This window comes from Pseudarthrobacter leeuwenhoeki (assembly GCF_055412885.1).
This window is the reverse complement of the sequence record NZ_JBVAYY010000002.1, coordinates 51,221-75,204: the sequence shown is the minus strand read 5'-3', so window position 1 is coordinate 75,204 and position 23,984 is coordinate 51,221. Positions and strand designations below refer to the sequence as shown.

The following is a 23,984-nucleotide window of genomic DNA, read 5'->3' as shown; positions in this document are numbered from 1 at the left end:
CCTAAATATTCCCGAACTGATATATACCTGAAACGGAAAATATAGACTATGAGCGACGAAACACCAGAAGTTCCGGCCGGCCCGGCCGGTGCCGAGCCCGTGATAGCGGGCACTGTCCTTGACACCGAGGTGCTGACCGACCGCGTCGAACAGGTTGACCTGCAAACGGAAATGCAGCGTTCCTACCTCGACTACGCGATGGCCGTGATCGTGGGCCGTGCCCTTCCGGACGTCCGGGACGGCCTCAAGCCGGTGCACCGGCGGGTGCTTTATGCGATGTTCGACGGCGGCTACCGCCCGGAGCGGTCCTTTAACAAGTGTGCGCGTGTGGTCGGCGAAGTCATGGGCCAGTACCACCCGCACGGTGACACCGCCATCTACGATGCGCTGGTCCGCCTGATCCAGGACTGGACCATGCGCTATCCGCTGGCGCTGGGTCAGGGCAACTTCGGTTCTCCGGGCAACGATGGCGCTGCCGCGCCGCGGTATACGGAAACGAAGATGGCCCCGCTGGCCATGGAGATGGTCCGCGACATCGACGAGGAAACCGTCGACTTCCAGGACAACTACGACGGCAAGAACCAGGAACCCACCATCCTGCCGGCGCGTTTCCCGAACCTCCTGGTCAACGGCTCCTCGGGCATCGCCGTCGGCATGGCCACCAACATCCCGCCGCACAACCTCCGCGAGGTTGCCGACGGGGTGCAGTGGTATCTTGCCAACCCGACCGCGAGCCGTGAGGAACTGCTCGAAGAGCTGATCGTCCGCATCAAGGGACCCGACTTCCCGACCGGCGCCACCATCCTGGGCCACAAGGGGATCGAGGATGCGTACCGCACTGGCCGCGGCTCCATCACCATGCGTGCCGTGGTCAACGTGGAGGAACTCCAGGGACGCACCTGCCTGGTGGTCACGGAGCTGCCGTACCAGGCCAACCCGGACAACCTGGCGATCAAGATTGCGGAACTCGTCAAGGACGCCAAGATTTCGGGCATCGCTGACCTGCGTGATGAATCCTCGGGACGCACCGGCCAGCGCCTGGTGATCGTGCTCAAGCGCGATGCTGTCGCCAAGGTGGTGCTGAACAACCTCTACAAGCACACCCAGCTGCAGGACAACTTCGCAGCCAACATGCTGGCGATCGTCGACGGTGTGCCGCGCACGCTGAGCCTGGATGCGTTTATCCGCCACTGGGTCACCCACCAGATGGACGTCATTGCACGCCGCACCCGCTACCGCCTCCGCAAGGCCGAGGAGGAAGCACACATCCTGCGCGCCCTCCTCAAGGCGCTCGACGCGCTCGATGAGGTCATCGCGCTGATCCGTGCCTCGAACACCACCGAAGCGGCCCGCGACGGCCTGATGCAGCTCCTGGACATCGACGACCTCCAGGCCCGCGCCATTCTGGACATGCAGCTGCGCCGCCTCGCAGCCCTGGAACGCCAGAAGATCCAGGACAAGCACGCCGAACTGGAAGCTGCGATCGCGGAATACAACTCGATCCTGGCCTCCGAGGAGCGCCAGCGTGGGATCATCAGCACCGAGCTGGCCGAGATCGTCGACAAGCACGGCGATGACCGCCGTACCAAGGTCCTGCTGGGCTTCGACGGCGACATGTCGATGGAGGACCTGATCCCCGAAGAGGAAATGGTCGTCACGATCACCCGGGGAGGTTACGTCAAGCGCACCCGCAGCGACAACTACCGCTCGCAGCAGCGCGGCGGCAAGGGAATCAAGGGCGCGCAGCTGCGCGGCGACGACGTCGTCGAGCACTTCTTCGTGACCACAACCCACCACTGGCTGCTGTTCTTCACAAACCTCGGCCGGGTGTACCGGGCGAAGGCGTACGAACTCGTCGAAGCCGGACGCGACGCCAAGGGCCAGCACGTGGCGAACCTGCTTGCCTTCCAGCCGGACGAGCACATCGCCCAGGTGCTGGACCTGCGGGACTACCAGCAGTCGCCGTACCTGGTCCTGGCCACCAAGCGCGGCCTGGTGAAGAAGACCCGACTCGAGGACTACGACACCAACCGCTCCGCAGGTGTCATCGCGATCAACCTCCGCGACAGCGACGAGTTGGTTTCCGCCCAGCTCGTCTCGGAGACGGATGACCTGATGCTCGTCTCCCGCATGGGCCAGTCAATCCGCTTCACCGCCACCGATGAGGCCCTGCGCCCCATGGGACGGGCAACCTCCGGCGTCACCGGCATGAAGTTCCGCGAGGACGACGAACTCCTGGCGGCCGACGTGGTCACGGACGGTTCCTTCGTGTTCGTCGTGACAGAGGGCGGCTACGCCAAACGCACCGCCGTGGAGGAATACCGCCTCCAGGGCCGCGGCGGCCTCGGCATCAAGGTGGGCAAATACCAGGAGGAGCGCGGCCACCTCGTGGGTGCCCTGATCGTCCAGGAAGAAGACGAGGTCCTGGTGGTCATGGAAGGCGGCAAGGTGGTCCGTTCCTCCGTGGCCGGAGTGCCGGCCAAGGGCCGCGACACCATGGGTGTGATCTTCGCGAAGCCGGACAAGAACGACCGCATCATCGAGGTGGCGCGCAACAGCGAGCGAGGCCTTGAAACTGACGACTCGTCCGAAGGACAAGAGTCAGGACAAGATACAGGCGACGATGCCCACGAGGCTGCCGAAAGCCAGGCATCGGCGGCGGATGACGTAACGTTGGCTGAAAATAGCGGATCACATGAGGGGTCCGCAGTGGAAGAATCAGCACCGGCCCCGGAGTCAGATGAGTCATCAGGCAAAGCCGAGCTGGACGAAGACAACACCGGAGGTAACGAGTGAGTAATTCCGACTCATATTCCAAGCCGAACAGCGGCGTTCCCGGCGGAGTGCGGCAGCCTGCCGCCGCGCCCCGGGTCGGCGCGCCGTCCCGTCCCGGGCAGCGACCCGGGGGGGCAAGCGGCACCACTGACACGACCCAGCGGCCGCAGGTGCCCGGCCAGGGCCCCGCCCAGGGACGCCCTGTGACTCCCGGGCAGCGCCCGGCCACCCCCGGACAACGTCCGGGCCAGAACAGTCCGGGCCAGAACAGTCCGGGCCAGAACACCACCGGGCTGATCAAGCCGGCCCCCAAGGCCAAAGTCCGCCGCGCCCGCCTGCTGGTGAGCAAGGTTGACCCCTGGTCCGTGCTGAAGATGGCCTTCCTGCTCTCCGTAGCCCTGGGCATCGTGACCGTTGTGGCCGCGATTGTGATCTGGACGGTCCTGGACTTGACCGGGATCTTCGACCAGATCGACGGTCTGCTCGGCAGTGTGGCCGGCTCCGAAAGCAGCGGCTTCGAATTGAAGAAGGTGGCCTCGCTCGGACAGGTGGCCTCCTTCGCCACCATCATCGCCGTTATCAACGTGGTCCTGCTGACGGCTCTCTCGATGCTCTCGGCCGTGCTGTACAACATCTCCGCTACCCTGGTGGGCGGCATCGGTGTCACCCTCACGGACGACTGAAACCCATAGTTTTCCCGGATTTTCCCCGGGGAAATGCCTCGATTTGAGATCGGGCCGGGATGTGCTGTAAAGTCGTATCTCGGCCCGATGAGGCATCGGGGCGTATAGCTCAGGCGGTTAGAGCGCTTCGCTGATAACGAAGAGGTCCCAGGTTCAAGTCCTGGTACGCCCACGGAATCTGTACTGATTCAAGTGGAGGTTCGGTTGATATTTGTTTATCGCCGAACCGGAACGGGGTGCGTGTGAAGAAGTTGCTCGTTGTTGCAGCTACGATCGCAGGCATCCTGCTCTACAAGAAAGTGCAGGAATCCGAAGCCCGGAAAACTGTCTGGAGCGAATCAACCGATACGGTTGACTAGCCCGGATTCCCGGATCGGGAGCCGGAAAACGGCTCGCCGGACTGGGGTATGATTGTCGGGTTGCTTCTTATGGGGGCATGGCGCAATTGGTAGCGCACCTGCTTTGCAAGCAGGGGGTTCGGGGTTCGAGTCCCCGTGCCTCCACCATAGGAAAGGCCCCGGATCGCGGAAACGCGGTCCGGGGCCTTTTGCATGCCCGGAAGGGGAACCGGGCAATGACTCTTCATTCTTTGGGCTTGGCGCCGTCGTCCATCGTGACCTTGAGGCGGGCCGGGACGGTGTACCCCCAGGGCAACCATGCAGCTGGCGGCTCCGCGCCCCCACTAGTGTTGGACCGTGAACTTCTTCCTTGCCGCCCTGGGTGTCCTCGGTGTGGCTTCGTCCGGGCCGCTCATTGCCGCGACCCTGGGGGCCACCTCCGTCAGTGCCCTGGCGATCGCCTTCTGGCGCAACGCCATCGGGTCGGTCGTGATGGCGGGTCCCGTGATGGTCCGCAACCCCCGACAGTTCGGCCGGGTCACCGGCAGGGAATTTGGCTGGTCCCTGGCGGCTGCCGTCGCCCTGGCGCTGCACTTCGCCTGCTTCATCACCTCGCTGCAGTTGACCTCCGTCGCGGCGGCCACAGCCCTCGTCTGCCTGCAGTCCGGCTGGATCGTCGTCTTCCAGCTTTTCCGCGGCGTCAAACACCGCTGGCCGGTCCTGGTTGGCCTGGGGATCGCGTTTGGCGGCGTCGTCGCCATTACCGGGTTCGACATGGGCACCTCCCCGGAAGCGCTGTGGGGTGATCTGCTGGCGGTGGCGGGCGGAGCCCTGGCCGGTGTCTATACGCTGGCCGGTGGCAGGGCGCGCCAGACCATGGGGACGGGTGTCTACACGACCCTGTGCTACGGGATGTGTGCGGCCGTCGTGGCGGTTCTGGCGCTGTTCTCGCAGCAACCGCTGGCAGGGTTCGAGGCCGCCGGCTGGGTGGGCATCCTGGCGATCACGGTGTGCGCCCAGCTGATCGGTCACACTGCCTTCAACCACCTGCTTGCCACCATGAGTCCGCTGCTGGTGTCCATGATCATCCTGCTGGAGATTCCGGGGGCCGCGCTGCTCGCTGCTGCGTTCCTGTCCGAGACCCTGCCGGCCGGGACCTACGCCGGCCTGGCGTTGATCCTTGTGGGGCTCGCCGTCGTCGTCCTGGGACAGCGCAGTTCACGCGCCGTGCGGCGCACCGCCGCCGGGCTGGCGGAGCTGGGTACGGACTGACGACGACGACGGCGGCGGGCGGCGCAGTCAGGGCCGTGGGCTACTGGCCGCCGCGGCGGGCCGGCTGGGCTGTGTTGACCGTATGGATCGCGCGCAGCAGCTTCGCCGGGAAATACACCGAGAAGAAGACCACCATGGGGGCCTTGAGCGCTATCTTCTTGACGTTGTGGGCCTTGTACGTGCGGTCGAAACGCGTCACGTAGTAGCGGTAGTCGCGGGGAGAGTCTTCCAGCCGGCGTGCGGACATACCGGAGACCATCTGCGGCCAGTACTGGATCCGCAGGTCGTGGTCGGCAAGGTGCAGGGACAAATCAATGTCCTCGTGCATCTCGTCCTTCTCATCCCGGCACGCCTCGGCGCGGATGATATTCCACGCGGAGCGGCGGAGGGCCATGTTGGAGCCAAAGAGAAAGTGGTACTGGTGCTTGGCGAGCCTGAGCATCAGCTGGCGCATTCTGTCATCGGCCTTCAGCCCGAAGCGGCGCATCGGCATATCGTAGTAGACCACCGGGCCCGTCGCGGCGTGGACGGATTTGTCCCGGAAGGCTTTCTGCACCTGTTCAACCCAGTCGGGCTCCAGAACGGAATCGGCATCGATCCGGCCCAGAATGTCCCCCGTGGCATGGTCAAGGCCGAAATTGCGGGTGGGGATCAGGCCCTGGTCGCGGTCCTGGCTGAGCAGGGTGATGGGGCTCTCCGGGTATTCCAGCTGCATCTGCCGGACGATGTCGGCCGTGCGGTCCTTGGACATGTTGTCGACGACGATGATCTCGTGCGCGGGGACCGACTGGTACACGGCGGCGATGAGGCACTGCCGTATGACGCTTTCCTCGTTGTACGCCGGGATGACGATGGACACAGTCGGCGTGTGCACAGCGTCGTATAAGGCATCCTCAGCGGATTTTTCGGGTGACATTCACCCAAATTTAGCACCAACGGGGTTTTTTCAGCCCGGCGCCGGGCAGCGCCCCGGCTACGAACTGGTAAACATCGCGCGCAAAAAGGGAGGGATCCCGCCTCTGCGGCGGAATCCCTCCCTCAACGGCTGCCCGCAGGCAGCCCTCAATCTGTCTTAGCTGCGTGCGGTCTTGTCGGTGCCGTTGTTGCGGCTCGCAGCGATGTTCTTGACGGCGGTCTTCGCATCGGTGGCAACTTTGGCGGAGGCGTCCTTGGCGTCCTTGGCGTCCTCGACAGCGTCCTGGGCCGCGTGCTTGGCTTTGTCCGCAGCGTCGTCGGCGGACTCGGCAACGTCAGCTGACGCGTCCGCGGCCGTGTCAGCGGCGGCAACCGTGGCTGCGCCGGCCTGGCCAGCAGCTTCCTTGACGGAATCCTTGACGTCGTTGACGGTGGTGGCCGGAGCCGGTGTGGGCGCCGGTGTGACCGGTGCTGGCGTCTTCCAGGGATCCTCGACCGGCCTGGAAGCCCGCCAGGCGGCAACACCGGCGGCAACTGCCGCGGTGATGATACCGATGATCAACAGCCCGCGGTGCTTGGGCTTCTGCTTCTTGACGAGCCCGCCGCTGACGGCCTTGCCCGCCTTGTCTGCAGCGACCTTGACGTGGCCTTTCGCGGTCTTCGCCTGCTCCTGGGCGGAGTGGATGATCCCCGCTTCACCGAGCCGCTGGGCAACCGCATCCACATGCGCCGGAGCGCTCTGGAGCGTGCGGTGCACGGCATCGGAGGCATAGCCGATCTGATCCGAAAGCATCGGCAGGTACTCCACAACCACCCGGTCGCGCGCGTTGGCGATGACCGGCGTCGCCTTGTCCAGCGCCTCGTGCAGGCGCGGGGTGGCGCCCTCAACGGCGTCGTTGATCCTTGGTGCGAGGTGTGCGAGCCCGTCCTGGAGACGCGGGGTTACCGTCGCAACGCCGTCGGCGAGATTATAGGCCGCTGACTTAAGCCCCTCCTGGATCTTGGGAGAAGCGGTATCCAGTCCCTGCTGCAGACGCGGAACGGCCCAGCTGACTGCTGCTTCAACCCGCGGGGCTGCCCAGTCCTTGGCGGTCTCTACTCCGGTGCTGACTGAGTGCTCCAGCTCACGGGCAAAACGATCCGTTTTCTTCACAACTACCTCCCGATTAATGTGACGATTCTGCAGTTAGCCTACGTGGCCCAGACCTCACCGGCTATTCGTCAGGCCGATTTCGGGCGGATTTCACCCAGCGCGGAACTGGCGGACCGGCCCTGCGTGCCGGGGACGGTCATGGAAGAATAGGGGCCATGACTGCCATCGCAACTGCAAAAGCAACCATCCACACGAGCATGGGCGACATTGTCGTCAATCTCTTCGGCAACCACGCCCCCAAGACCGTCGAGAATTTCGTCGGACTGGCCACGGGTGAGAAGGCCTGGACCCACCCGGAGTCCGGCGAGGACAAGACCGGGACGCCGCTCTATGACGGCACCATCTTCCACCGCATCATCAAGGACTTCATGATCCAGGCGGGCGATCCCCTGGGCCGTGGTGTGGGCGGACCGGGCTACAAGTTCGACGACGAAATCCACCCGGAGCTGACTTTCAACGAGCCCTACAAGCTGGCCATGGCGAACGCCGGCATCCAGATGGGCCGTGGCACCAACGGCTCGCAGTTCTTCATCACCACCATCCCCACCGGCTGGCTGCAGGGCAAGCACAGCATCTTCGGCGAGGTGGCAGACGATGACTCCAGGAAGGTTGTTGATGCCATCGAGGGTGTCCGCACCGGAGCGGGCGACCGCCCGGTCGAGGACGTCACCATCAACAGCATTGACGTAGAAAAGCTCTAAGCCCAGCGCATGAGCTACGGAATTCCGGCGGCAGAGCCGTCCGCGCAGATCCCGGTGTGCTTCCGGCACCCGGACCGGCCCTCCTATGTGCGCTGCCAGCGTTGCGGGCGCCCTGCGTGCCCCGACTGCCAGCGGGCGGCCGCCGTCGGATTCCAATGCGTTGACTGCGTCAACGAAACAAAACGTACGACGCCGGAGGTCAAGACCGTCTATGGCGGCGCCGTGACCTCCGGAAAACCCGTGGTTACGCTTTCCCTCATCGGTCTGTGTGCCCTGGTCTTTGTGCTCCAGTGGCTGGTCCCCAACGACGGGATCTACGAGAACCTGGCGTTCGCTACCGTTTATGCCAGCCCGGAGTACGGGGTCTTTGAACCCTGGCGGATGGTGACCTCCGCTTTCCTGCATTCCCAGGGCTTTATTCTCCATATCGCTCTCAATATGTACATGCTGTGGGTCTTTGGGCAGGCACTCGAGCCGCTCCTGGGACGAATCCGCTTCCTGGCGGTGTATCTGCTGTCCGCTTTTGGCGGATCGGTCGGCTACCTCCTGCTGACGCCGGGGTACGTCCCGGGCCAGCCCCTGAGCGGAGTCGTCGGCGCTTCGGGCGCCATCTTCGGGCTCTTCGGCGCCATGCTGGTGGTCCAGCGCCGACGCGGCGGCGACACCAGGCAACTCTGGGTGCTGATCCTTATTAACGGCGTCATCGGCTTCGTGGTCCCCTCGATCGCCTGGCAGGCCCACCTTGGCGGGGCAGTCACGGGTGCGCTGTGTTCCGCCGTCCTGGCGTACACGCCCCGCGGCCCGCGTCAGGGCCTCTTGCAGGCCGCCGGTCTGGTACTAGTCCTCGCCCTGCTGATCGCAGTCTCCGCCCTCCGCGTCGCCATAGCCTGACCCCGCCGGGGCCTCCCTGCCGCCTTTCGTGCAGCCCGTCCCTCGTGCAGCCACTCCTTCCCCCTTCCACTCTTCGAGGGATCCCCACAGCCCGGCCCTGTTTTCCACAGCGTGCCGTTCCCGGTGCGTCGTTTTTTTGTGCTCTTCACACGGGGACCCAGGGACCGTGGGACGCAGCGCGCAGGTCCCGTCGGATAGTTCTCCACAGGGGTTATCCACATTGTTGGTAACTTACACGCGTGTAGTTTATGCCGTCGTCCCGGATCTGAGGGCCACACCGGGCGATTCCGGAACAGGGCGCCTTCGGATCTCCACAATTGTGGATAACCCCTGTGGGCGGCCCTGTGGTTAAGTGGACAACTCCGGCCAGGAGCCCAGGCCCGCGCATGGCAGTCCGACGGCGGGGTGGATCAAGCAGCGCGGTTCCGCCCAATACGACCAGTCCTGCTCCAGGATCAAATCTGCTTTCAACAGGGTTATTCACAGTGTTAATAACTTGCCGTGTGAAGTATCACGAGCCGAATTGGCGCCAGGCGGCGCCGGACCTGCCGGAAATCCCATTGGTCGGCCTGGTTATCCCCAGCTGTGGATAAGTTGTGGGTACTGGGCTGTTGTTAAGTGGATAACTTTTCGGCGCCGGACCCCGGGCCGGAAAATAGCGCAAGTGCCGCACCCTCGCGTTGCGATTCCATCAACCGGCCGCCCCCGGCGAACTTATCCACAGGGAATCCACACTGTTAATAACTCAAAGGCCTGAAATCCTTGGGGGAACGTCCTCCGGATGCGCGGGATGAAGGCCACAGCGCGCGGGCGGGGCCGTGTGCACGGGCGGGAGCCGGCATGGAGTTATCAACAGTGTGGATAACTTTTACCGGAGTTGTGCACAGCGGCGCCGGGCTCAGTGTGGCCAGATTCCGGAGGTCCCGCGGCGGTGGCTGTCCAGCAGATGGGTGTCAATCATGCCGATGGCTTCCATCAGGGCGTACATCGTGGTGGGCCCGACAAAAGCGAAACCCCGCTTGCGCAGCCCCTTTGACAGCGCGGCCGACTCTGCCGAGGTAGTGGGGATTTCCTCGGAGGATCTCGGCTCGGGAGTGGAATCAGGCTGGAAGGACCAGATGAAATCAACCAGCCCGCCATCGTCCCGCAGGGCAATGGTGGCCTGGGCGTTGGTGATGGCAGCCCGGACCTTCAGCCGGTTGCGGACGATTCCGGCGTCGAGGAGGAGACGCTCAACATCAGCTTCGGTAAACGCGGCCACCGTCTCGGGATGGAAGTCGTGGAACGCCGCCCGGAATGCCGGCCGTTTCCGGAGAATTGTGGCCCAGGACAGTCCGGCCTGGAATGCCTCGAGGCTGATGCGCTCGTACAGGCCCTGCTCGTCGCGCACCGGAAGCCCCCACTCGGTGTCGTAGTACTCGCGCAGCATCGGATCCACGGCCGCCCAGGCAGGCCGGGCCAGGCCGTCGTCGCCGGTTACCGGGCCGGCTGTTGCCGGGGCCATCTGGACTCCTTCGCTCGAAGTGTTCTCCGCTCCAGCATTATCGGCCCCAGGAAGGGCGGGACGTTATCGCGAAAGACCGGCACACAGGGTGTACCGGTCTTTCGCCAGGTGCTGTGGGGTTCAGGAACGCCAGCGGGTGGTCATCAGAAACCCGATGATGGCGATGCCGAAGCCGGCAATGATATTCCCCGATCCCCAGGCCGCGACAGGGAGGGCGCCTTCGCTGATGTAGAAGGTGATGATCCACAGCAGACCGATGATCATTAGGCCGAACATCACCGGCTTAAACCAGACCGGGTTGGGCTTGTTGGCCTGCGCGGCGGAAGTCTGACGCGTTTCGTGGGCAGTCCGTTTGCGGCGCTTTGATTCGGGCACGGGTCCTCCTGGGCGGCTGGAGCAGGAGCGCGACCCCGGCTTGATATCCTGCAAGAAGGAATACACCGGCGGTCAGCGCTCTTGGTCATGTTGAAGTTCTTATTCGGAGCCAATTCTAGCTGTAGTTCAGGCCCCGGGGATGTCCGCCGCGAACGTCCTGGATGGCACGATCAACCCGGTTCTCTGATTCAACGATTGGTTCAGCAAGGCACCCATGAGCACAACCAAGATTCTCGTCGTCGACAACTATGACAGCTTTGTGTACACCCTGGTGGGATACCTTCAGGAATTTGGGGCGGAGACCACGGTTGTCCGCAACGACGACGTCACCCTGGCCGAGGCAATCGACCTGGCGGAGGCACGCGACGGCGTCCTCATCTCCCCGGGTCCCGGCAACCCCGCCGGCGCGGGCGTCTGCATCGAGCTGATCAAGTGGTGCGGCAGCCACGACAAACCCATGCTTGGCGTCTGCCTGGGCCACCAGGCACTGGCCGAGGCCTATGGGGGAACAGTCACGCACGCGCCGGAGCTGATGCACGGCAAGACGTCCCTCGTGGAGCACCACGGCACCAGCGTGTTCGCCGGGCTGCCTTCGCCCTTCACAGCGACCCGCTACCACTCCCTCGCCGCCGTCCGCGAGAGCATCCCGGAGGTCCTGGAGATCACCGCGGAGACGGGAACCGGAGTTGTTATGGGGCTCCAGCACCGCACAGCCCCCCTCTGCGGAGTGCAGTTCCACCCGGAGTCCGTGCTCACCGAAGGCGGCTACCAGATGCTCGGGAACTGGCTCGAATCCCTCGGCATGGCCGGCGCGGCCCGGCGCGGAGCATCGCTAAGCCCGCTCATCAAGCACTAGGCCCGCCCAGGAAAACTCAGTCGCCTTTGAAAACTCAGTCGCCCGTGGCGGTCGTGGTGGACGTCGGGGTCGGTGTGGGTGTGGGGCTCGGGGGCGGGGGCGGGGGAGCCTTGGCCACGGTGACGGCGACCGTCTTGCCCTGTTCCACAGGGGCCTCTGCGGGGTCGGACTGTCCGGTGACCTTACCCGGTTCGACCTGGGAGTTTTCCACTTCCGTGGCATTCATGACCAGACCCAGCGCGGTCAGGGCCGCTTCAGCCTCGGCCTGGGGAAGCCCGACCAGCTGCGGAACCACGACTTTGCCGGTGGAAACGATGATTTCCACGATGCTGCCAGTGGCCACCTTCTGGCCCGGCGCCGGGTTGGTGGTGATCACGATGCCGGCCGGTACCGTGGGGCTGTTGGCCATGGTGGTACCCGGTGCCCCGGCGAGACCCTTCTGGCGCAGCATATCGCGCGCAGCGGCCTCCGTGCGTCCGGGCAGGTCGGCGGGGATGGTGATGGCGCTGGGACCTTCGGAGATGTTGAGCGTGATGTCGGAATTTGGGTCCAGCGAGCTCCCCGTTGCCGGGACAGTGCCGACCGCGATGCCCTTGGCAATCGTCTCGTGCTGCATCCGGCTGAGCTGAGGTTTCAGTCCGGCATTGTAGAGCTTCTGGAGAGCCTCGGTCTCGGTCAGCGACGTCACCGACGGCACCAGAACCTTGGCTACCGGGGGCGGCGCCTGGTTCATCATGTTAAAAAGCCACAGGCCGCCTCCTGCAAGCACCATGACGGTGACGATCACCAGAGCGGCGATCCACGTCCGACGCCGGGACTGCTGACGCCGGGTCTGCTCGCGTTCGGGCGGCAGGACCAGCGGCAGGCTGCCGCTGTCCGCGGCGCCATAGACCACACCGTGAGTCATCAGGTCGTTTTCATCATCGGCCGGGGTCTCCAACATGGGCCGGAGCCGGCCGGTGGGGGTCTCGTCGAGGAACTCCGCGGCGGTCACGGCATAGGCCGCCGTCGGCGCGCCGTCCGGGGTCGGGACCGTGTTATGGGGGTCGGTGGGAGCTTCACTTGCGGACAAAGCGGTGACGCCGACTCCGCTCCGCGCGGCCCGGAGCGCGCGGCCGAACGCTGCTGCATCCTGGAAGCGGTCCGCTCGGTTCTTCTGCAGTGCCTTCATCAGCACGCTGTCCAGAGCCTCGGAGACGTCAGGATTCAAGCTGCTGGCCAGCTCGGGGATTTCACGCACATGCTGGTAGGCCACCGAAACGGGGCTGTCACCGATGAAAGGCGGCCGGCCGGCCAGCATCTCATACAGCAGGCAGCCGGCCGAGTAGAGATCGCTGCGGGCATCCACAGTTTCACCGCGGGCCTGTTCCGGTGAAAGATACTGGGCGGTGCCCACCACGGCCTGGGTTTGGGTCATCGTCGCTGCCGAGTCCGCCATGGCGCGGGCAATCCCGAAGTCCATCACCTTGATGCTGTTGGATTCCGGGCAGAACATCACATTCGCGGGTTTGATGTCGCGGTGGACAATACCGGCCTTGTGGCTGTAGTCCAGGGCGGCGAGTACCCCCAGGGAGAAGTCAATCGCCTGGTCGATGCTGACTTCCTTGGCCCGGATCAGGTCCCGGATTGTCTTGCCGGAGACGAATTCCATAACGATGTACGGCACCCGGACGGTGTCCTCGTGGTCCCCGGGGACGGGGTGGTCCCCGGTGTCGAAGATGGCAACGATTGAGGGATGGTTCAGGGCGGCCACCGCCTGCGCCTCGCGCTTGAACCTTGCCTGGAACTGGGGGTCCCGGGCCAGGTCCGGGCGGAGCAGTTTGACCGCGACGGTGCGTCCCAGCCGGGTGTCGATGCCGCGGAAGACGTCGGCCATGCCGCCACGGCCGATCAGCTCACCCAGCTCATAGCGTCCGCTGAGGACGCGCTGGGTGTTCACGGGGCCGCGGTCCTCCCGGTGCGATGGGGTGCGGGGTGAAGTGGGCATGGCGGGCTACGTTCCGGTGGGGGTGGGGATGGGTGTTGGATCCACGGCCACGGCTTTGGCCAGGTGGTAAGTCACGACCGAACCGGCGGGAACCTTGCTGCCGGAAGCGGGCTCGGCGCTGACGAAGGTGCCAGGGGCCTGCTCCTTGTTCGTCGGATTCAGGTCGGCACCCTTGGCCCAGCGAAGTCCCGCATTCGCGATGGCCTGCTGGACAGCGGCTTCGCTGGCACCGGACTGCAGCGGGGGGACCGTCGCAGTCTCCGGAGCCTTAGTTGGCTCCGGACCCTTGGAGTAGGTCACCGTGATGGGCTCGCCCCGCTCAACCGGGCCGGTTGGATTGATATTGGTGACGGTTCCTGGAGGGGCGGCGTTGAATACCTCGGCACCGTCGACGACAAGCCCCAGGCCGCTCAGTTCGCGGCGGACCTGGTTGAAGGGGCGACCCAGATAGCTTTCCGGGACCAGATTGATGGCAGCCGGCGTGGACTGGGTGGGTGTCGCGGAGCTGATGGTCGGGCTGGGGCTGGCGCTTGTGACCGTAGGCGAGGCGCTTGTGGAGGTCGGTGACGCGCTGGTGCTGCTGGCGATGGCGCTGCTGCTCGCGGGTGCCTGGGGTGAGAAGATCCCGGCCTGGCTGAGCATCACTCCGACCAGTGCGAACAGCACCAGCAGGATCAGGGCAATCAGCGGCCAGGTCCAGGGGCTGCGGCCGCGGCGTTCCGGCTCAGTGGCCGGTTCGTCGTAGTCGTCGTCCTCCTGGACCCAGTTGCGTTCCGCGGCGAGGGCGTCGGCACGCGAGAGTGTATTGCGGTCTCCGTACGCGCCGGCGGCGGCGGCTCCGGCAGCGACCCCTGCCGCTGCGCCCGCTCCCGCGGCGCCGACCACAGGCAGCGCGGAGGTGTCCGACGTCGAACTGTCCGCAGTGCCGATCACACCGGTTGCTGCCGTCGGGATGTCCACCGGTGCCGTGATCGGCCCGGTTGCTGCCTCGAAGAGCAGCATGCCAGGGACGGCGGCGTGTGCTGCCGCGATGTCGCCGTTGCGGATGGCCTCGGCAGCCTCGGACAGTTTAAGGGCGTCGGCCGGGCGGTCCTTGGGGGCCTTGGCCAGCATGGACATCAGCAGGGCGCGGACCGGCTTCGGCAGGGTTTCCGGCAGCGGCGGCGGCGCGTCATTGACCTGCGCCAGCGCGATCGCGATCTGGGATTCGCCGGAGAACGGGCGGTGCCCGGTGAGGCATTCGTAGCCAATCACGCCGAGGGCGTAGATGTCCGAGGCGCCGGTAGCCAGCTGGCCGGTTGCCTGTTCCGGAGCCAGGTACTGGGCGGTGCCCATAACCTGGCCCGTCTGCGTGAGCGGGACCTGGTCTGCCAGCCGGGCGATGCCGAAGTCCGTGACCTTGACGCGGCCGTCCGGGGTGATGAGCAGGTTGCCCGGTTTGATGTCGCGGTGGACCAGGCCCTGGGCGTGGGCCACCGAGAGGGCGCGGGCCGTCTGCGCGATCATGGACAGGGTGCGGTCTGGGGAGAGCACCTGTTCATGTTCGATGATGCTGCTCAGCGGCTGGCCCGGGACCAGCTCCATGACGAGGTAGCCGGATCCTTCTTCCTCGCCGTAGTCAAAGACGTTGGCGATGCCCACGTGGTTCAGGAGGGCCGTGTGGCGGGCTTCGGCGCGGAACCGCTGGAGGAAACCGGGGTCGCCCGTATACTCCTCCTTCAGCACCTTGATGGCGACGATGCGGCCGAGGATCAGGTCTTTGGCTTTCCAGACTTCTCCCATGCCGCCGATCGCAATACGCGTGGTCAGCTGGAACCTGCCGCCGAGGGTGATTCCTGATGAAGGCCTCACTTATTCAACACCGCCTCAAAAATCTTCTTCGCGTTCGGACTGGTTAGCTTTGCGCCGGTGGTGATGTCTACGCCTTCCATGACGATAGTGACAGCCACCTGCGGGTCATTCGCCGGGGCAAACCCGGTAAACCATGAGTTGTTCAGGCCGTCGCCGAGTTCCGCGGTACCGGTCTTGCCGGCCACCTTCACACCGGGCACTGCCGCTCCGCGGCCGATGCCCTCACTGACGACGCTGACCATCCACTCGTTGATCTGCCGGGCGATCTCCGGCGTGGTGGAGGTCCGCAGCGCCTGGGGTTTCGGCTCGCTGATCGGCCGCAGGTCCGGGGAGCGTACCGCCTTGATCAGGTTCGGCTGCATCTGCACGCCGCCGTTGGCGATCGCGGCCGTCATCTGGTTGATCTGCAGCGGGGTGGCCCGGACGTCCCGCTGGCCGATCGAGGACTGTGCCAGGCTGGCGTCATCCAGCTCCTCGTCCGGGAAGAAACTCGGGGCGGAGTCCAGCTTGAGCTGGTCACCGAAGTCCTGCCCGAAACCGAATTTCTCCGCCTCGTCCCCGATGGCCTGCTGCCCCAGATCGAGGGCGATGCTGGCGAACGGGGTGTTGCAGGACTGCTGCAGGGCGAAGGCAAAAGTCGCCGTGCTGCGGGTGTAGCAGTTGCCGCCGGCATAGTTGGGCAGCGTGTATTCGATGCCCGGGAAGGACATCTCCGCCGGGTTGGGCAGAACGCTGTCCTTGTTGTACTTGCCCGATTTGAGTGCCGCGGACGTATCGATGAGCTTGAAGACTGAGCCCGGTGCCAGCAGCTCCCCGGTGGGTCCGCTGACGTTCTGGTTCAGGTTGATCCCGGGGATCTTGTTCAGCTCTGCGAAGTTGGCGGCCTCGGCCACCGGGTCCTGGGTGGCGATCAGGTTGGGATCGTAGGACGGTTTGGACACCATGGCGATGATCGCGCCGGTTTTCGGACTGGTCACCACGATCGACCCGCGCTGGCCGTCCGGGATGAGGTCAAAGGCGAGCTTCTGGATCTTGGGATCGAGGGTGAGCTCCACGGAGGCACCCTTGGGCTGGTTGCCCAGGAAGAGCTGGCCGACACGGTCCAGGAACTGCTGGTCGGAGCTGCCCGCGAGCTCCTGGTTCATCGTCTTCTCGAGCCCGGTCACGCCGAAGCTCCTGGAGAAATAGCCGGTGATTCCGGCGTAGGGTTCCGGCTGGTTGTAGGTGCGCTGGAACTTGCAGCTCTCCGCGGCAGCCACGGACTCGGCCACCGGAACGCCGCCCACAATAATGGCGCCGCGGTCGTTGCAGTAGTTCTGCAGGAGGGTGCGTTTGTTCCAGGCATTGGCCTCCAGCTCGTCCGCTCCAACCACCTGGACGTAGCTGAGGGCACCGAAGATCAGGACGAACATCGCAATCGCGGCAATCCAGGCATTGCGGATGGCTTGGTTCACAGCGTCACCGCCTCGGTGGGGGCGTCCGGACTGTTCCGTGCGGTGCCGGGTGTGGTGGCCGGCTTCAAATCCATGGCAGGCAATACTTCCTGTGGGTCGGGTTCCTCGCCGGGGGCCAGCGGTGTAGTGTCCACCGGGCCGCGTGCCGTATGCGAGATCATCAGCAACAGTCCGACGATGATCCAGTTGGCCAGCAGCGAGGAACCGCCGGCGGCGAGGAACGGCGTGGTGAGGCCGGTCAGGGGAATGAGCCGGGTGACGCCGCCGATCACGACAAAGCACTGCAGCGCAATGGCGAAGGACAGCCCGGTGGCGAGCAGCTTCCCGAAGGCGTCACGGGTGCCGAGCGCGGCACGGAAGCCTCGGGTGAAGAGCAACAGGTACATCAGGACGATCGCGAAGAGCCCAATCAACCCGAGTTCCTCGCCGAAGGAGGCAATGATCATGTCGCTGTTGGCGAAGGGAACGAGGTTGGGGCGTCCCTGGCCGAGTCCGGTGCCGACCAGCCCGCCGTTGGCCATGCCGAACAGCCCTTCGACGATCTGCAGGCTGCCGCCGAACGCCCGGCCGTAGACCTCGTCGGTGAAGGCGTTGATCCAGCCATCAATCCGCAGACCGACGTGGGAGAACACGCGGGATGCGACGAACCCGCCGGCAGCGATGAGTCCGACGCCGATGATCACCCAGCTGATGCGGCTCGTGGCGACGTAGATCATCACCAGAAAGAGGCCGAAGAACAGGATCGACGAGCCCAGGTCCCGCTGGAAGATCAGCACGCCGATGCTCACGAGCCAGGCGGCGATCATGGGGCCCATGTCCTTGAACCGCGGAAACTGGATGGGCCCGACTTTCCGGCCCGCCAGCAGGATGAGGTCGCGGTTCGAGGATAGATACCCGGCAAAGAATATAGCGAGGGTGATCTTGGCGATTTCACCGGGCTGGAAGGTCATCGATCCGACCTTGATCCAGACCCGTGCGCCCAGGATTTCGCCGGCCGTTATGCCGGGAACCAGTGGAAGGATCAACAGGAACGCACTGACGGCCAGGGAAATATAGGTGAAACGGCGGAGTATCCGGTGGTCTTTGAGGAGCCAGATGACGGCGATCGAAACAGCCATGGCCACCAGGGTCCAGCGCAGCTGGTTGTTGCCAGTATCCTCCCCGACCCGGTCCAGCCGGTGGATCATGGCCAGGCCGAGGCCGTTGAGCGCCACCACCAGCGGAAGCATTACCGGATCGGCATATTTCGCCCGAATACGCAGGACGATGTGGAAGGCCAGGGCAGCGACGGCGAGCAGGCTCGACTGGAACCAGAAATCGGCATCAAACGCCTGCTGCCGGTCCACCGCGACCAGGGCATTGCCCCCAATGCCGACGGCGAGGGCCAGTACCAGCAGGACCAGTTCAACGTTCCGCCGCGGCCGGGGCGTGGAATCGACGGGTGTCATTGTCCCCCCTCTCGGATCGGTGCCGTCGCGGCCGGCGACGGCGCCGTTGTCCCGGCCGCGCCGGGACTCGCCGTCACGGCCGGATCCGCCGTGGCACTGGGATCCGGTGTCGCGCCGGGGGTGGCGGGGGTCGGGGACGGGGTGATGAGTTCGTCCGCGGGGGCGGTGGTGCCGGTGCGCTCAAGGTTCTTGACGATCCGCTGGGCGTCATAGAGGTCCCGGGCCGGCACGGTCTGGCGGACCCGCTGCTGGGAAAATGCGGGGAGATCTGACATCCGGATTTCGGTCACCGCTTCGAGGGTGGAGAGCTGGATGGGGCCCAGGCGCTGGGAGACCCCGTTGAAGATGGCCACATGCTGGTCGTGCTCGCCGATGTAGTACCGGGTCTGGGTCCAGGCGTAACCCAGCCACAGGCCCACTGTGAGAAGTGCCACGACGGCCCCGGCAATGGAGACTGTCACCAGGGGGCGGGGACGGAAGGCCTGCCGCAACTCTTCGCCTTCCTCCCGTGTCTGCTCCGACTTGTGGGTCAGGACTGTTGCCGCCCGGCGGGCCATGGTGCGCCCCGCAATAGTGGGGATGGAGCCGGATTGCGCGGCGGCCGCGGCGGCACCCACGAGTTCGTGCGGGCGGCCGGCAAGCTCCTGCCGGAGCACCTGGGCGGACAGATGCTCACCCAGGTGCGGGTCGGTGGAGGTTGGGGGCTCGCCCGTTTCGGGGGAACCGCCGGCTGGCGGCGTGGTCGGGACAATTTCGACGGCGGCGGTCCGGACGTCGTCGGTGGTCTGTTCAACGATTTCCAGCATCACCACGGTGACGTTGTCCGGGGCACCGGCCTCCAGGGTGAGATCGACCAGCAGTTCGACGCATTCACGCAGGTCCCTGGTCTCCCGGACGGTGCGCTCCACGACGTGGCCCGCGACGTAGTTCAGACCGTCGGAACAGAGCAGCCAGCGCTCACCCGGTTCGACCTCGAGCGTTGCCAGGTCCAGCTCAGGGCTGGCGTCAACATCTCCGAGGACGCGCATCAGGACGTTCTTGTGCGGGTGCGTTTCCGCTTCTTCGGGGCGGAGCCGGCCTTCATCGATGAGGCGCTGGACGAAGGTGTGGTCCACGCTGACCTGCTTGTATTCGCCGTTCCGGAGCCGGTACGCGCGGGAGTCGCCAATATGGGCGAAGTGCAGCTTTCCCTCGGCCAGCAGGAGGGCGGTGACGGTGGTCCCCATGCCAGCCAGCTTGGGGTTCATGTGGACGAGTTCGGACAGCAGCGAGTTGGCGGTCTGGATCTCGTCGGCCAGGACGGTGCCGGCGTCGCCGTCGTAATCGTCGCTGTCGAGATGGATCATGTCCAGTACCGTGGCGGCAGAGGCGACGTCGCCGCCAGCGTGTCCACCCATGCCGTCGGCGACGACGGCGAGGCGGCGGCCGACGTAGGCGGAGTCGTCGTTCTTCGCGCGCACCCGGCCGACGTCGGAACGCGCGGCGTAGCGCATGATGAGCGGCCGCTCGGGGGCAGTTGTTGTGCCTTCGGCCCTGTCTGCGGGGCGATCCGGGGCAGCCACGGCTATGGCCTCAATTCAATGACCGTCTTGCCGATTCTCACGGGAACACCCAGCTCTACGGGCAGTGCCCTGGTGAGCTGCTGGTCGGCCAGATAGGTGCCGTTGGTCGAGCCAAGATCCTCGATGAACCAGCGGCTGCCCTGCGGGAACAGGCGGGCGTGCCGCCCCGAGGCATAGTCGTCCTCCAGCACCAGGGTGGCTTCTTGTGCGCGGCCCAGCAGGATGGGGCTTGCCGCCAGCGGGATCGTGGTGCCCTTGAGCGGGCCCTCGGTCACGACCAGCCGGCGGGGCTGCTGCTTGACGGGGGCAGCCGTTTCGGCCAAGGCAGGGTTCTTGCGGACCTGCCGCGCCGTAGGGGCGCCCGCTGCTGCCTTGCGTCCGACCATGAGGTCGCGGCGCATAGCGGCAACGATGCTGAAAATCAGCACCCACAGGAGCAGGAGGAAACCGAAGCGCAGGGCCGTGATGGTCAGTTCGCTCATTGGCGGCCGCCTGGGCTGGCGGGCAAAAGTCGGAAGATGATCTTGGTCCGTCCCATTGTGATCGTGGAGCCGTCGGTGAGTTCCGAGGAGCCCACGATCTTGTGGCCGTTAACGTAACTGCCGTTCGTGGAGCCCAGATCCACGGCCTGGGCAGTGCCCGGGCCCGTCCGGATTTCCAGATGGCGGCGGGAAACGCCGGTGTCGTCAATAAGGATGTCTGCGTCGGAGGAGCGTCCCAGCACGATTGCCGACGCGTTCAGGGAGTAGCGCTGCCCGTCGATGTCCAGCACGGGCTGCATCCGGGAGGGCTGGCGCGTCGGCGCGGCAGGCGTTCCGGTGTGCGTGCCCGGTTGGGCGGGGGAGGAGGTCTTTTCGGTCCGGGACTTGATCTCGAAGTCGCCGGCGCGGCGGTCTCCGTCACGGCAGAAACTGATCCGGACGGGACCTTGGAGGGTGTAGCCCTGGCTGCGCACGTGGTTGATGACCACGTCGCAGAGTTCTTCAGCCAGCGGGGTGCCCCATTCCTGGGCACGCAGAAAGTCGTCATCACTGAGGAGGACGTCGAAGACGTTGGGGGCGAGGGTCCGTCCCGCGGCGATGGTGATGGCCTTGTTGTCGACCTCGCGGCGGAGGTGGCTGGCGATCTCGACAGGCTCGACCTGGGCGCGAGAACCGGTGGAGAAGACTCCGCGGACGGCCTTTTCGATGCCGCGCTCGACTTTGTCCAGCAATCCCATGGTCCTTCTCCTTTCGTGACGGCTGCAGGGCAGCGTTCGTTCCGGAACTCTGTTTCCCACATCTGCGGGAGCCCGCTGTTAACGGGCATTCCTACATCAGATACTACGGGGCGAGTCTGGGAATGGCCTTAATGGGCGTCGCCACTCCCCGCCGGGAAACTGCGCCGGACCGGCCCTGACGTGCACTGACATCGGTTCGCTGTGCCGGGCGGAGACGCCGTCCAGGTGGTGCGGTGAGGTTCCCGTCCGGGTGTTGCCGGCGCCCGGACGTCCGGCGCAGAACGTCCTGACTTGTCCCCTCCGGAGGCCGATTGGTGTTTTCCCGCAGTTGTCCGTTATGCTTGATCTCGCTGCTTTCACGAGGTTCACGGCCAGATTCTGGACGGATAACTACGTGGAAGAAGTTGCGCGCGAGTGGCGGAACGGCAGACGCGCTGGCTTCAGGTGCCAGTGTCCGAAAGGGCGTGGGGGTTCAAATCCCCCCTCGCGCACGCAAATGTAAGAACCCCGGTCTTCGGACCGGGGTTCTTTCGTTTAACCCCGCAGTGCTGGCGCAGGCTCTCCCCCGCCGCCAAGGATGCCCGGACCGGGCAACGCGGGGTCACTCCACGCCCATCCCGGAGGCGATTATGGGCCGGAAGTGACCCCGCGTTGCTTTGGTGGTGGTGGTGGCGCGCGGGAGGTCCCGGCCAGCGGTCAGCTGCGGAGCGTCCCGAAGCGCGCGATCATCGCCTCCAGGCCCAGGTTGAAGGCGACGTCGGCTGGTCTTTCGTAGCCCTCCAGGTCCTGTTGCTTGACGGCCGCGGTGAAGTTCGGCGTCGAGTCCGCCATGCTGCCGGAGTCAAAAATGTCGGCTGGCGCCGTGACGTCATATGCGGAGCCAAAGACAAAGGACTCCAGCGCCACGATCGCAGAAATGATCATTCCCTGCGGGAAACCCGCGCGGCTGAACCCGGCGCTGACGGCCTCATACATGGCCAGCGTTTTGGGTGCGTCGGTCACCGGGAGTACGGCGATCACCGGGATCAGCGGCGTGTGCTTGGAGAACACGTCGCGGTAACTCCAGGCCCAACTGCGTACCGCCTGGTCCCACGGTTCGGCCTCGAAGGTAGACACATCAACAAGAGACGTCAGGTGGTCCTGGACCAGCACCAGCACATCGCGTTTTGAGGAGACATGGTTATACAGGGCCGACGGCGCCACGTTCAGCGTCCGCGCCAGGGCAGCCATCGTGAAACCGTCATAGCCGCTCTTCCCGATGAGCTGCAGCGCCGCCGCCGTAATGCCGTCCTGGTCGAGGACGGCGGCAGCGGGCCTGCCCGCCCGGCGGCGCGGTTTCGCGTCGGGGCGGTGTGGATCTGCAGGGGCGCTGGTTGATGCCGGCATGGCTGGCCTTTCTGCGGTCGATGTCGTGGTTGCTCCCATTGTGACCCCTACTTTACGGGCACTTTCCCGGCGAATTTGTTGGGCAGGGGTCTTCCCTGACGCCGCGGAAGGGTCTATAGTATTTCCTAAATGAACGGCATTCATTTAGTGGTCCGCATCACTACAGCGGCCACGGAGAGGACACCATGCTGGATCTTGACCGCGACGTCGTCATCGTCGGAGCTGGCCCCGCCGGGCTGACCGCAGCCCGGGAACTGAAGAAGGCCGGCCTGAGCGTGGCCGTCCTGGAGGCGCGCGACCGTGTCGGCGGCCGCACCTGGACCGACACGATTGACGGCGCCATGCTGGAAATCGGCGGCCAGTGGGTCTCCCCGGACCAGACGGAACTGCTGGCGCTCCTCGACGAGCTCGCCCTTCAGACTTATTCCCGTTACCGCGACGGCAAATCCGTCTACATCGGATCCGACGGCAAACGCACCCTCTACACGGGCGACACCTTCCCGGTCAGCGAAACCACTGCCGCCGAAATGGACAAGCTCACCGCCCTGCTGGATTCCCTCGCCGCCGAAATCGGCCCCACCGAGCCGTGGGCCCACCCCAAAGCCCGCGAGCTGGACACCATCTCCTTCCACCACTGGCTGCGGGAGAAATCCCCGGACGAGGAAGCCTGCAACAACATCGGGCTCTTCATTGCCGGCGGCATGCTGACCAAACCGGCCCATGCGTTCTCGGCCCTGCAGGCCGTGCTGATGGCTGCCTCGGCCGGATCCTTCAGCAACCTCACCGATGAGGACTTCATCCTGGACAAGCGCGTCGTCGGCGGGATGCAGCAGCTCTCCGAGCGGCTCGCCGCGGAACTGGGTAACGACGTCGTGCTGGACAGTCCGGTGCGCACCATCAACTGGGCGCCATCCTCCGCAGGAGGAACTGACGAAAACACGGCCGGCCAGCGGGTGACCGCTGTCTCGGAGCGCGCCACCGTGAATGCGCGCTTCGTGATCATGGCCGTGCCGCCGAACCTCTACTCCCGGGTCTCCTTCAACCCGCCACTGCCGCGCCGCCAGCACCAGATGCACCAGCACCAGTCACTCGGCCTCGTCATCAAGGTGCACGCCGTCTACAGCACCCCGTTCTGGCGCGAGGACGGCCTCTCCGGAACCTGCTTCGGCGCCGACGCCCTGGTCCAGGAGATCTACGACAACACCAACCACGACGACCCCCGCGGCACCCTGGTTGGCTTCGTCTCGGACGAGAAGGCCGATGCCATGTTCGAGCTCAGCGCCGAGGAACGCCGCCGCTCCATCCTCGAATCGATCGCCGGATTCCTGGGGGACAAGGCCCTCGAACCGGAGGTCTACTACGAGTCGGACTGGGGCGCCGAGGAGTGGACCCGCGGCGCCTATGCCTCCAGCTACGACCTCGGGGGACTGCACCGCTACGGCAAGGACCAGCACGCCCCGGTCGGCCCGATCTACTGGTCCTCCTCGGACCTCGCTGCCGAGGGCTACCAGCACGTCGACGGCGCGGTCCGGATGGGACGCCAGACGGCGGCCCGGATCGTCGCGGCCGCAGACCGCACCGCCCTGGCTTCCCCTTAGCCCGGACCTCCCACCC

20 protein-coding genes and 3 tRNA genes are annotated in these 23,984 nt (G+C 65.4%); 11 read left to right on the top strand and 12 right to left on the bottom strand.

All coding sequences use genetic code 11. The annotated features are described in order from the left end of the window. The first annotated feature begins 48 nt into the window (after positions 1–48). From gyrA to ACZYX4_RS02030, 6 genes are all read left to right on the top strand, one after another. Positions 49–2,796 carry a DNA gyrase subunit A gene (gene gyrA / locus ACZYX4_RS02055; protein ID WP_463873316.1) on the top strand — a complete coding sequence of 916 codons (2,748 nt, stop codon included), beginning with the start codon at positions 49–51 and terminating at the stop codon, positions 2,794–2,796. Beyond that, positions 2,793–3,458, top strand: coding sequence for a DUF3566 domain-containing protein (locus tag ACZYX4_RS02050; RefSeq protein WP_463873315.1), 666 nt, complete (start codon positions 2,793–2,795; stop codon positions 3,456–3,458). The genes gyrA and ACZYX4_RS02050 overlap by 4 nt, the downstream gene beginning before the upstream one ends. A 98-nt stretch (positions 3,459–3,556) precedes the next feature. Beyond that, positions 3,557–3,630 (top strand) — tRNA-Ile (locus ACZYX4_RS02045). Positions 3,631–3,694: 64 nt separating this feature from the next. Further along, positions 3,695–3,817, top strand: coding sequence for a DLW-39 family protein (locus ACZYX4_RS02040; RefSeq protein WP_463873314.1), 123 nt, complete (start codon positions 3,695–3,697; stop codon positions 3,815–3,817). Between the two features lie 71 nt (positions 3,818–3,888). Next, positions 3,889–3,964, top strand: a tRNA-Ala gene (locus tag ACZYX4_RS02035). Between the two features lie 189 nt (positions 3,965–4,153). Then, positions 4,154–5,068, top strand: coding sequence for a DMT family transporter (locus ACZYX4_RS02030; protein ID WP_463873313.1), 915 nt, complete (start codon positions 4,154–4,156; stop codon positions 5,066–5,068). 40 nt (positions 5,069–5,108) lie between these two features. Here the strand turns inward: ACZYX4_RS02030 and ACZYX4_RS02025 are convergent, their stop codons facing one another. Together ACZYX4_RS02025 and ACZYX4_RS02020 are read right to left on the bottom strand one after the other, a co-directional pair. Then, a complete protein-coding gene (locus ACZYX4_RS02025; RefSeq protein WP_463873311.1) occupies positions 5,109–5,984 on the bottom strand; it encodes a glycosyltransferase family 2 protein in 876 nt (291 codons plus the stop codon). Between the two features lie 156 nt (positions 5,985–6,140). Further along, on the bottom strand, positions 6,141–7,136 hold the full coding sequence (locus ACZYX4_RS02020; RefSeq protein ID WP_463873309.1) for a hypothetical protein: 996 nt from the start codon (positions 7,134–7,136) through the stop codon (positions 6,141–6,143). 155 nt (positions 7,137–7,291) lie between these two features. Here ACZYX4_RS02020 and ACZYX4_RS02015 point away from each other — a divergent pair, with 155 nt between their 5' ends. Continuing rightward, a complete protein-coding gene (locus ACZYX4_RS02015; RefSeq protein WP_463873308.1) occupies positions 7,292–7,837 on the top strand; it encodes a peptidylprolyl isomerase in 546 nt (181 codons plus the stop codon). Positions 7,838–7,846: 9 nt separating this feature from the next. After that, positions 7,847–8,728, top strand: a complete 882-nt coding sequence (locus tag ACZYX4_RS02010; protein WP_463873306.1) for a rhomboid family intramembrane serine protease — start codon at positions 7,847–7,849, stop codon at positions 8,726–8,728. 898 nt (positions 8,729–9,626) lie between these two features. On the opposite strand, the gene ACZYX4_RS02005 is transcribed toward ACZYX4_RS02010, so the two are convergent. Together ACZYX4_RS02005 and ACZYX4_RS02000 are read right to left on the bottom strand one after the other, a co-directional pair. Next, a complete protein-coding gene (locus ACZYX4_RS02005) occupies positions 9,627–10,232 on the bottom strand; it encodes a DNA-3-methyladenine glycosylase I (protein ID WP_463873304.1) in 606 nt (201 codons plus the stop codon). Between the two features lie 120 nt (positions 10,233–10,352). Beyond that, positions 10,353–10,607 carry a cell division protein CrgA gene (locus ACZYX4_RS02000; RefSeq protein WP_463873302.1) on the bottom strand — a complete coding sequence of 85 codons (255 nt, stop codon included), beginning with the start codon at positions 10,605–10,607 and terminating at the stop codon, positions 10,353–10,355. A gap of 214 nt (positions 10,608–10,821) precedes the next feature. Between ACZYX4_RS02000 and ACZYX4_RS01995 the strand changes: the two genes are divergently transcribed. After that, positions 10,822–11,463 (top strand): anthranilate synthase component II, encoded by a 642-nt coding sequence (locus ACZYX4_RS01995; protein ID WP_463873301.1) that lies wholly within the window; start codon positions 10,822–10,824, stop codon positions 11,461–11,463. A 34-nt stretch (positions 11,464–11,497) separates the two neighbouring features. Here the strand turns inward: ACZYX4_RS01995 and pknB are convergent, their stop codons facing one another. From pknB to ACZYX4_RS01960, 7 genes are read right to left on the bottom strand one after another with little or no spacing between them, the layout of a single operon-like run. Next, positions 11,498–13,450 carry a Stk1 family PASTA domain-containing Ser/Thr kinase gene (gene pknB / locus ACZYX4_RS01990; protein ID WP_463873299.1) on the bottom strand — a complete coding sequence of 651 codons (1,953 nt, stop codon included), beginning with the start codon at positions 13,448–13,450 and terminating at the stop codon, positions 11,498–11,500. A gap of 6 nt (positions 13,451–13,456) precedes the next feature. Further along, complete coding sequence (locus ACZYX4_RS01985; RefSeq protein ID WP_463873297.1) at positions 13,457–15,301, bottom strand: protein kinase domain-containing protein; 1,845 nt, start codon at positions 15,299–15,301, stop codon at positions 13,457–13,459. Continuing rightward, positions 15,298–16,755 carry a peptidoglycan D,D-transpeptidase FtsI family protein gene (locus ACZYX4_RS01980; RefSeq protein WP_463873295.1) on the bottom strand — a complete coding sequence of 486 codons (1,458 nt, stop codon included), beginning with the start codon at positions 16,753–16,755 and terminating at the stop codon, positions 15,298–15,300. Before ACZYX4_RS01980 ends, ACZYX4_RS01985 begins: the two co-directional genes overlap by 4 nt. Beyond that, positions 16,752–18,203, bottom strand: coding sequence for an FtsW/RodA/SpoVE family cell cycle protein (locus ACZYX4_RS01975; protein ID WP_463873293.1), 1,452 nt, complete (start codon positions 18,201–18,203; stop codon positions 16,752–16,754). The genes ACZYX4_RS01980 and ACZYX4_RS01975 overlap by 4 nt, the downstream gene beginning before the upstream one ends. Next, complete coding sequence (locus ACZYX4_RS01970; protein ID WP_463873291.1) at positions 18,200–19,765, bottom strand: PP2C family protein-serine/threonine phosphatase; 1,566 nt, start codon at positions 19,763–19,765, stop codon at positions 18,200–18,202. Before ACZYX4_RS01970 ends, ACZYX4_RS01975 begins: the two co-directional genes overlap by 4 nt. Before the next feature lie 2 nt (positions 19,766–19,767). Then, on the bottom strand, positions 19,768–20,247 hold the full coding sequence (locus ACZYX4_RS01965) for an FHA domain-containing protein FhaB/FipA (RefSeq protein ID WP_463873289.1): 480 nt from the start codon (positions 20,245–20,247) through the stop codon (positions 19,768–19,770). Continuing rightward, positions 20,244–20,984, bottom strand: a complete 741-nt coding sequence (locus ACZYX4_RS01960; protein WP_463873287.1) for an FhaA domain-containing protein — start codon at positions 20,982–20,984, stop codon at positions 20,244–20,246. The genes ACZYX4_RS01965 and ACZYX4_RS01960 overlap by 4 nt, the downstream gene beginning before the upstream one ends. A gap of 408 nt (positions 20,985–21,392) precedes the next feature. On the opposite strand from ACZYX4_RS01960, the gene ACZYX4_RS01955 reads away from it, so the two are divergent. Further along, positions 21,393–21,475, top strand: a tRNA-Leu gene (locus ACZYX4_RS01955). 205 nt (positions 21,476–21,680) lie between these two features. Here the strand turns inward: ACZYX4_RS01955 and ACZYX4_RS01950 are convergent. After that, entirely contained in the window at positions 21,681–22,370 is a 690-nt protein-coding gene (locus tag ACZYX4_RS01950; RefSeq protein ID WP_463873285.1) for a TetR/AcrR family transcriptional regulator, read from the bottom strand. A 185-nt stretch (positions 22,371–22,555) separates the two neighbouring features. On the opposite strand from ACZYX4_RS01950, the gene ACZYX4_RS01945 reads away from it, so the two are divergent. Further along, entirely contained in the window at positions 22,556–23,968 is a 1,413-nt protein-coding gene (locus ACZYX4_RS01945) for a flavin monoamine oxidase family protein (RefSeq protein WP_463873284.1), read from the top strand. Positions 23,969–23,984: the final 16 nt, after the last annotated feature.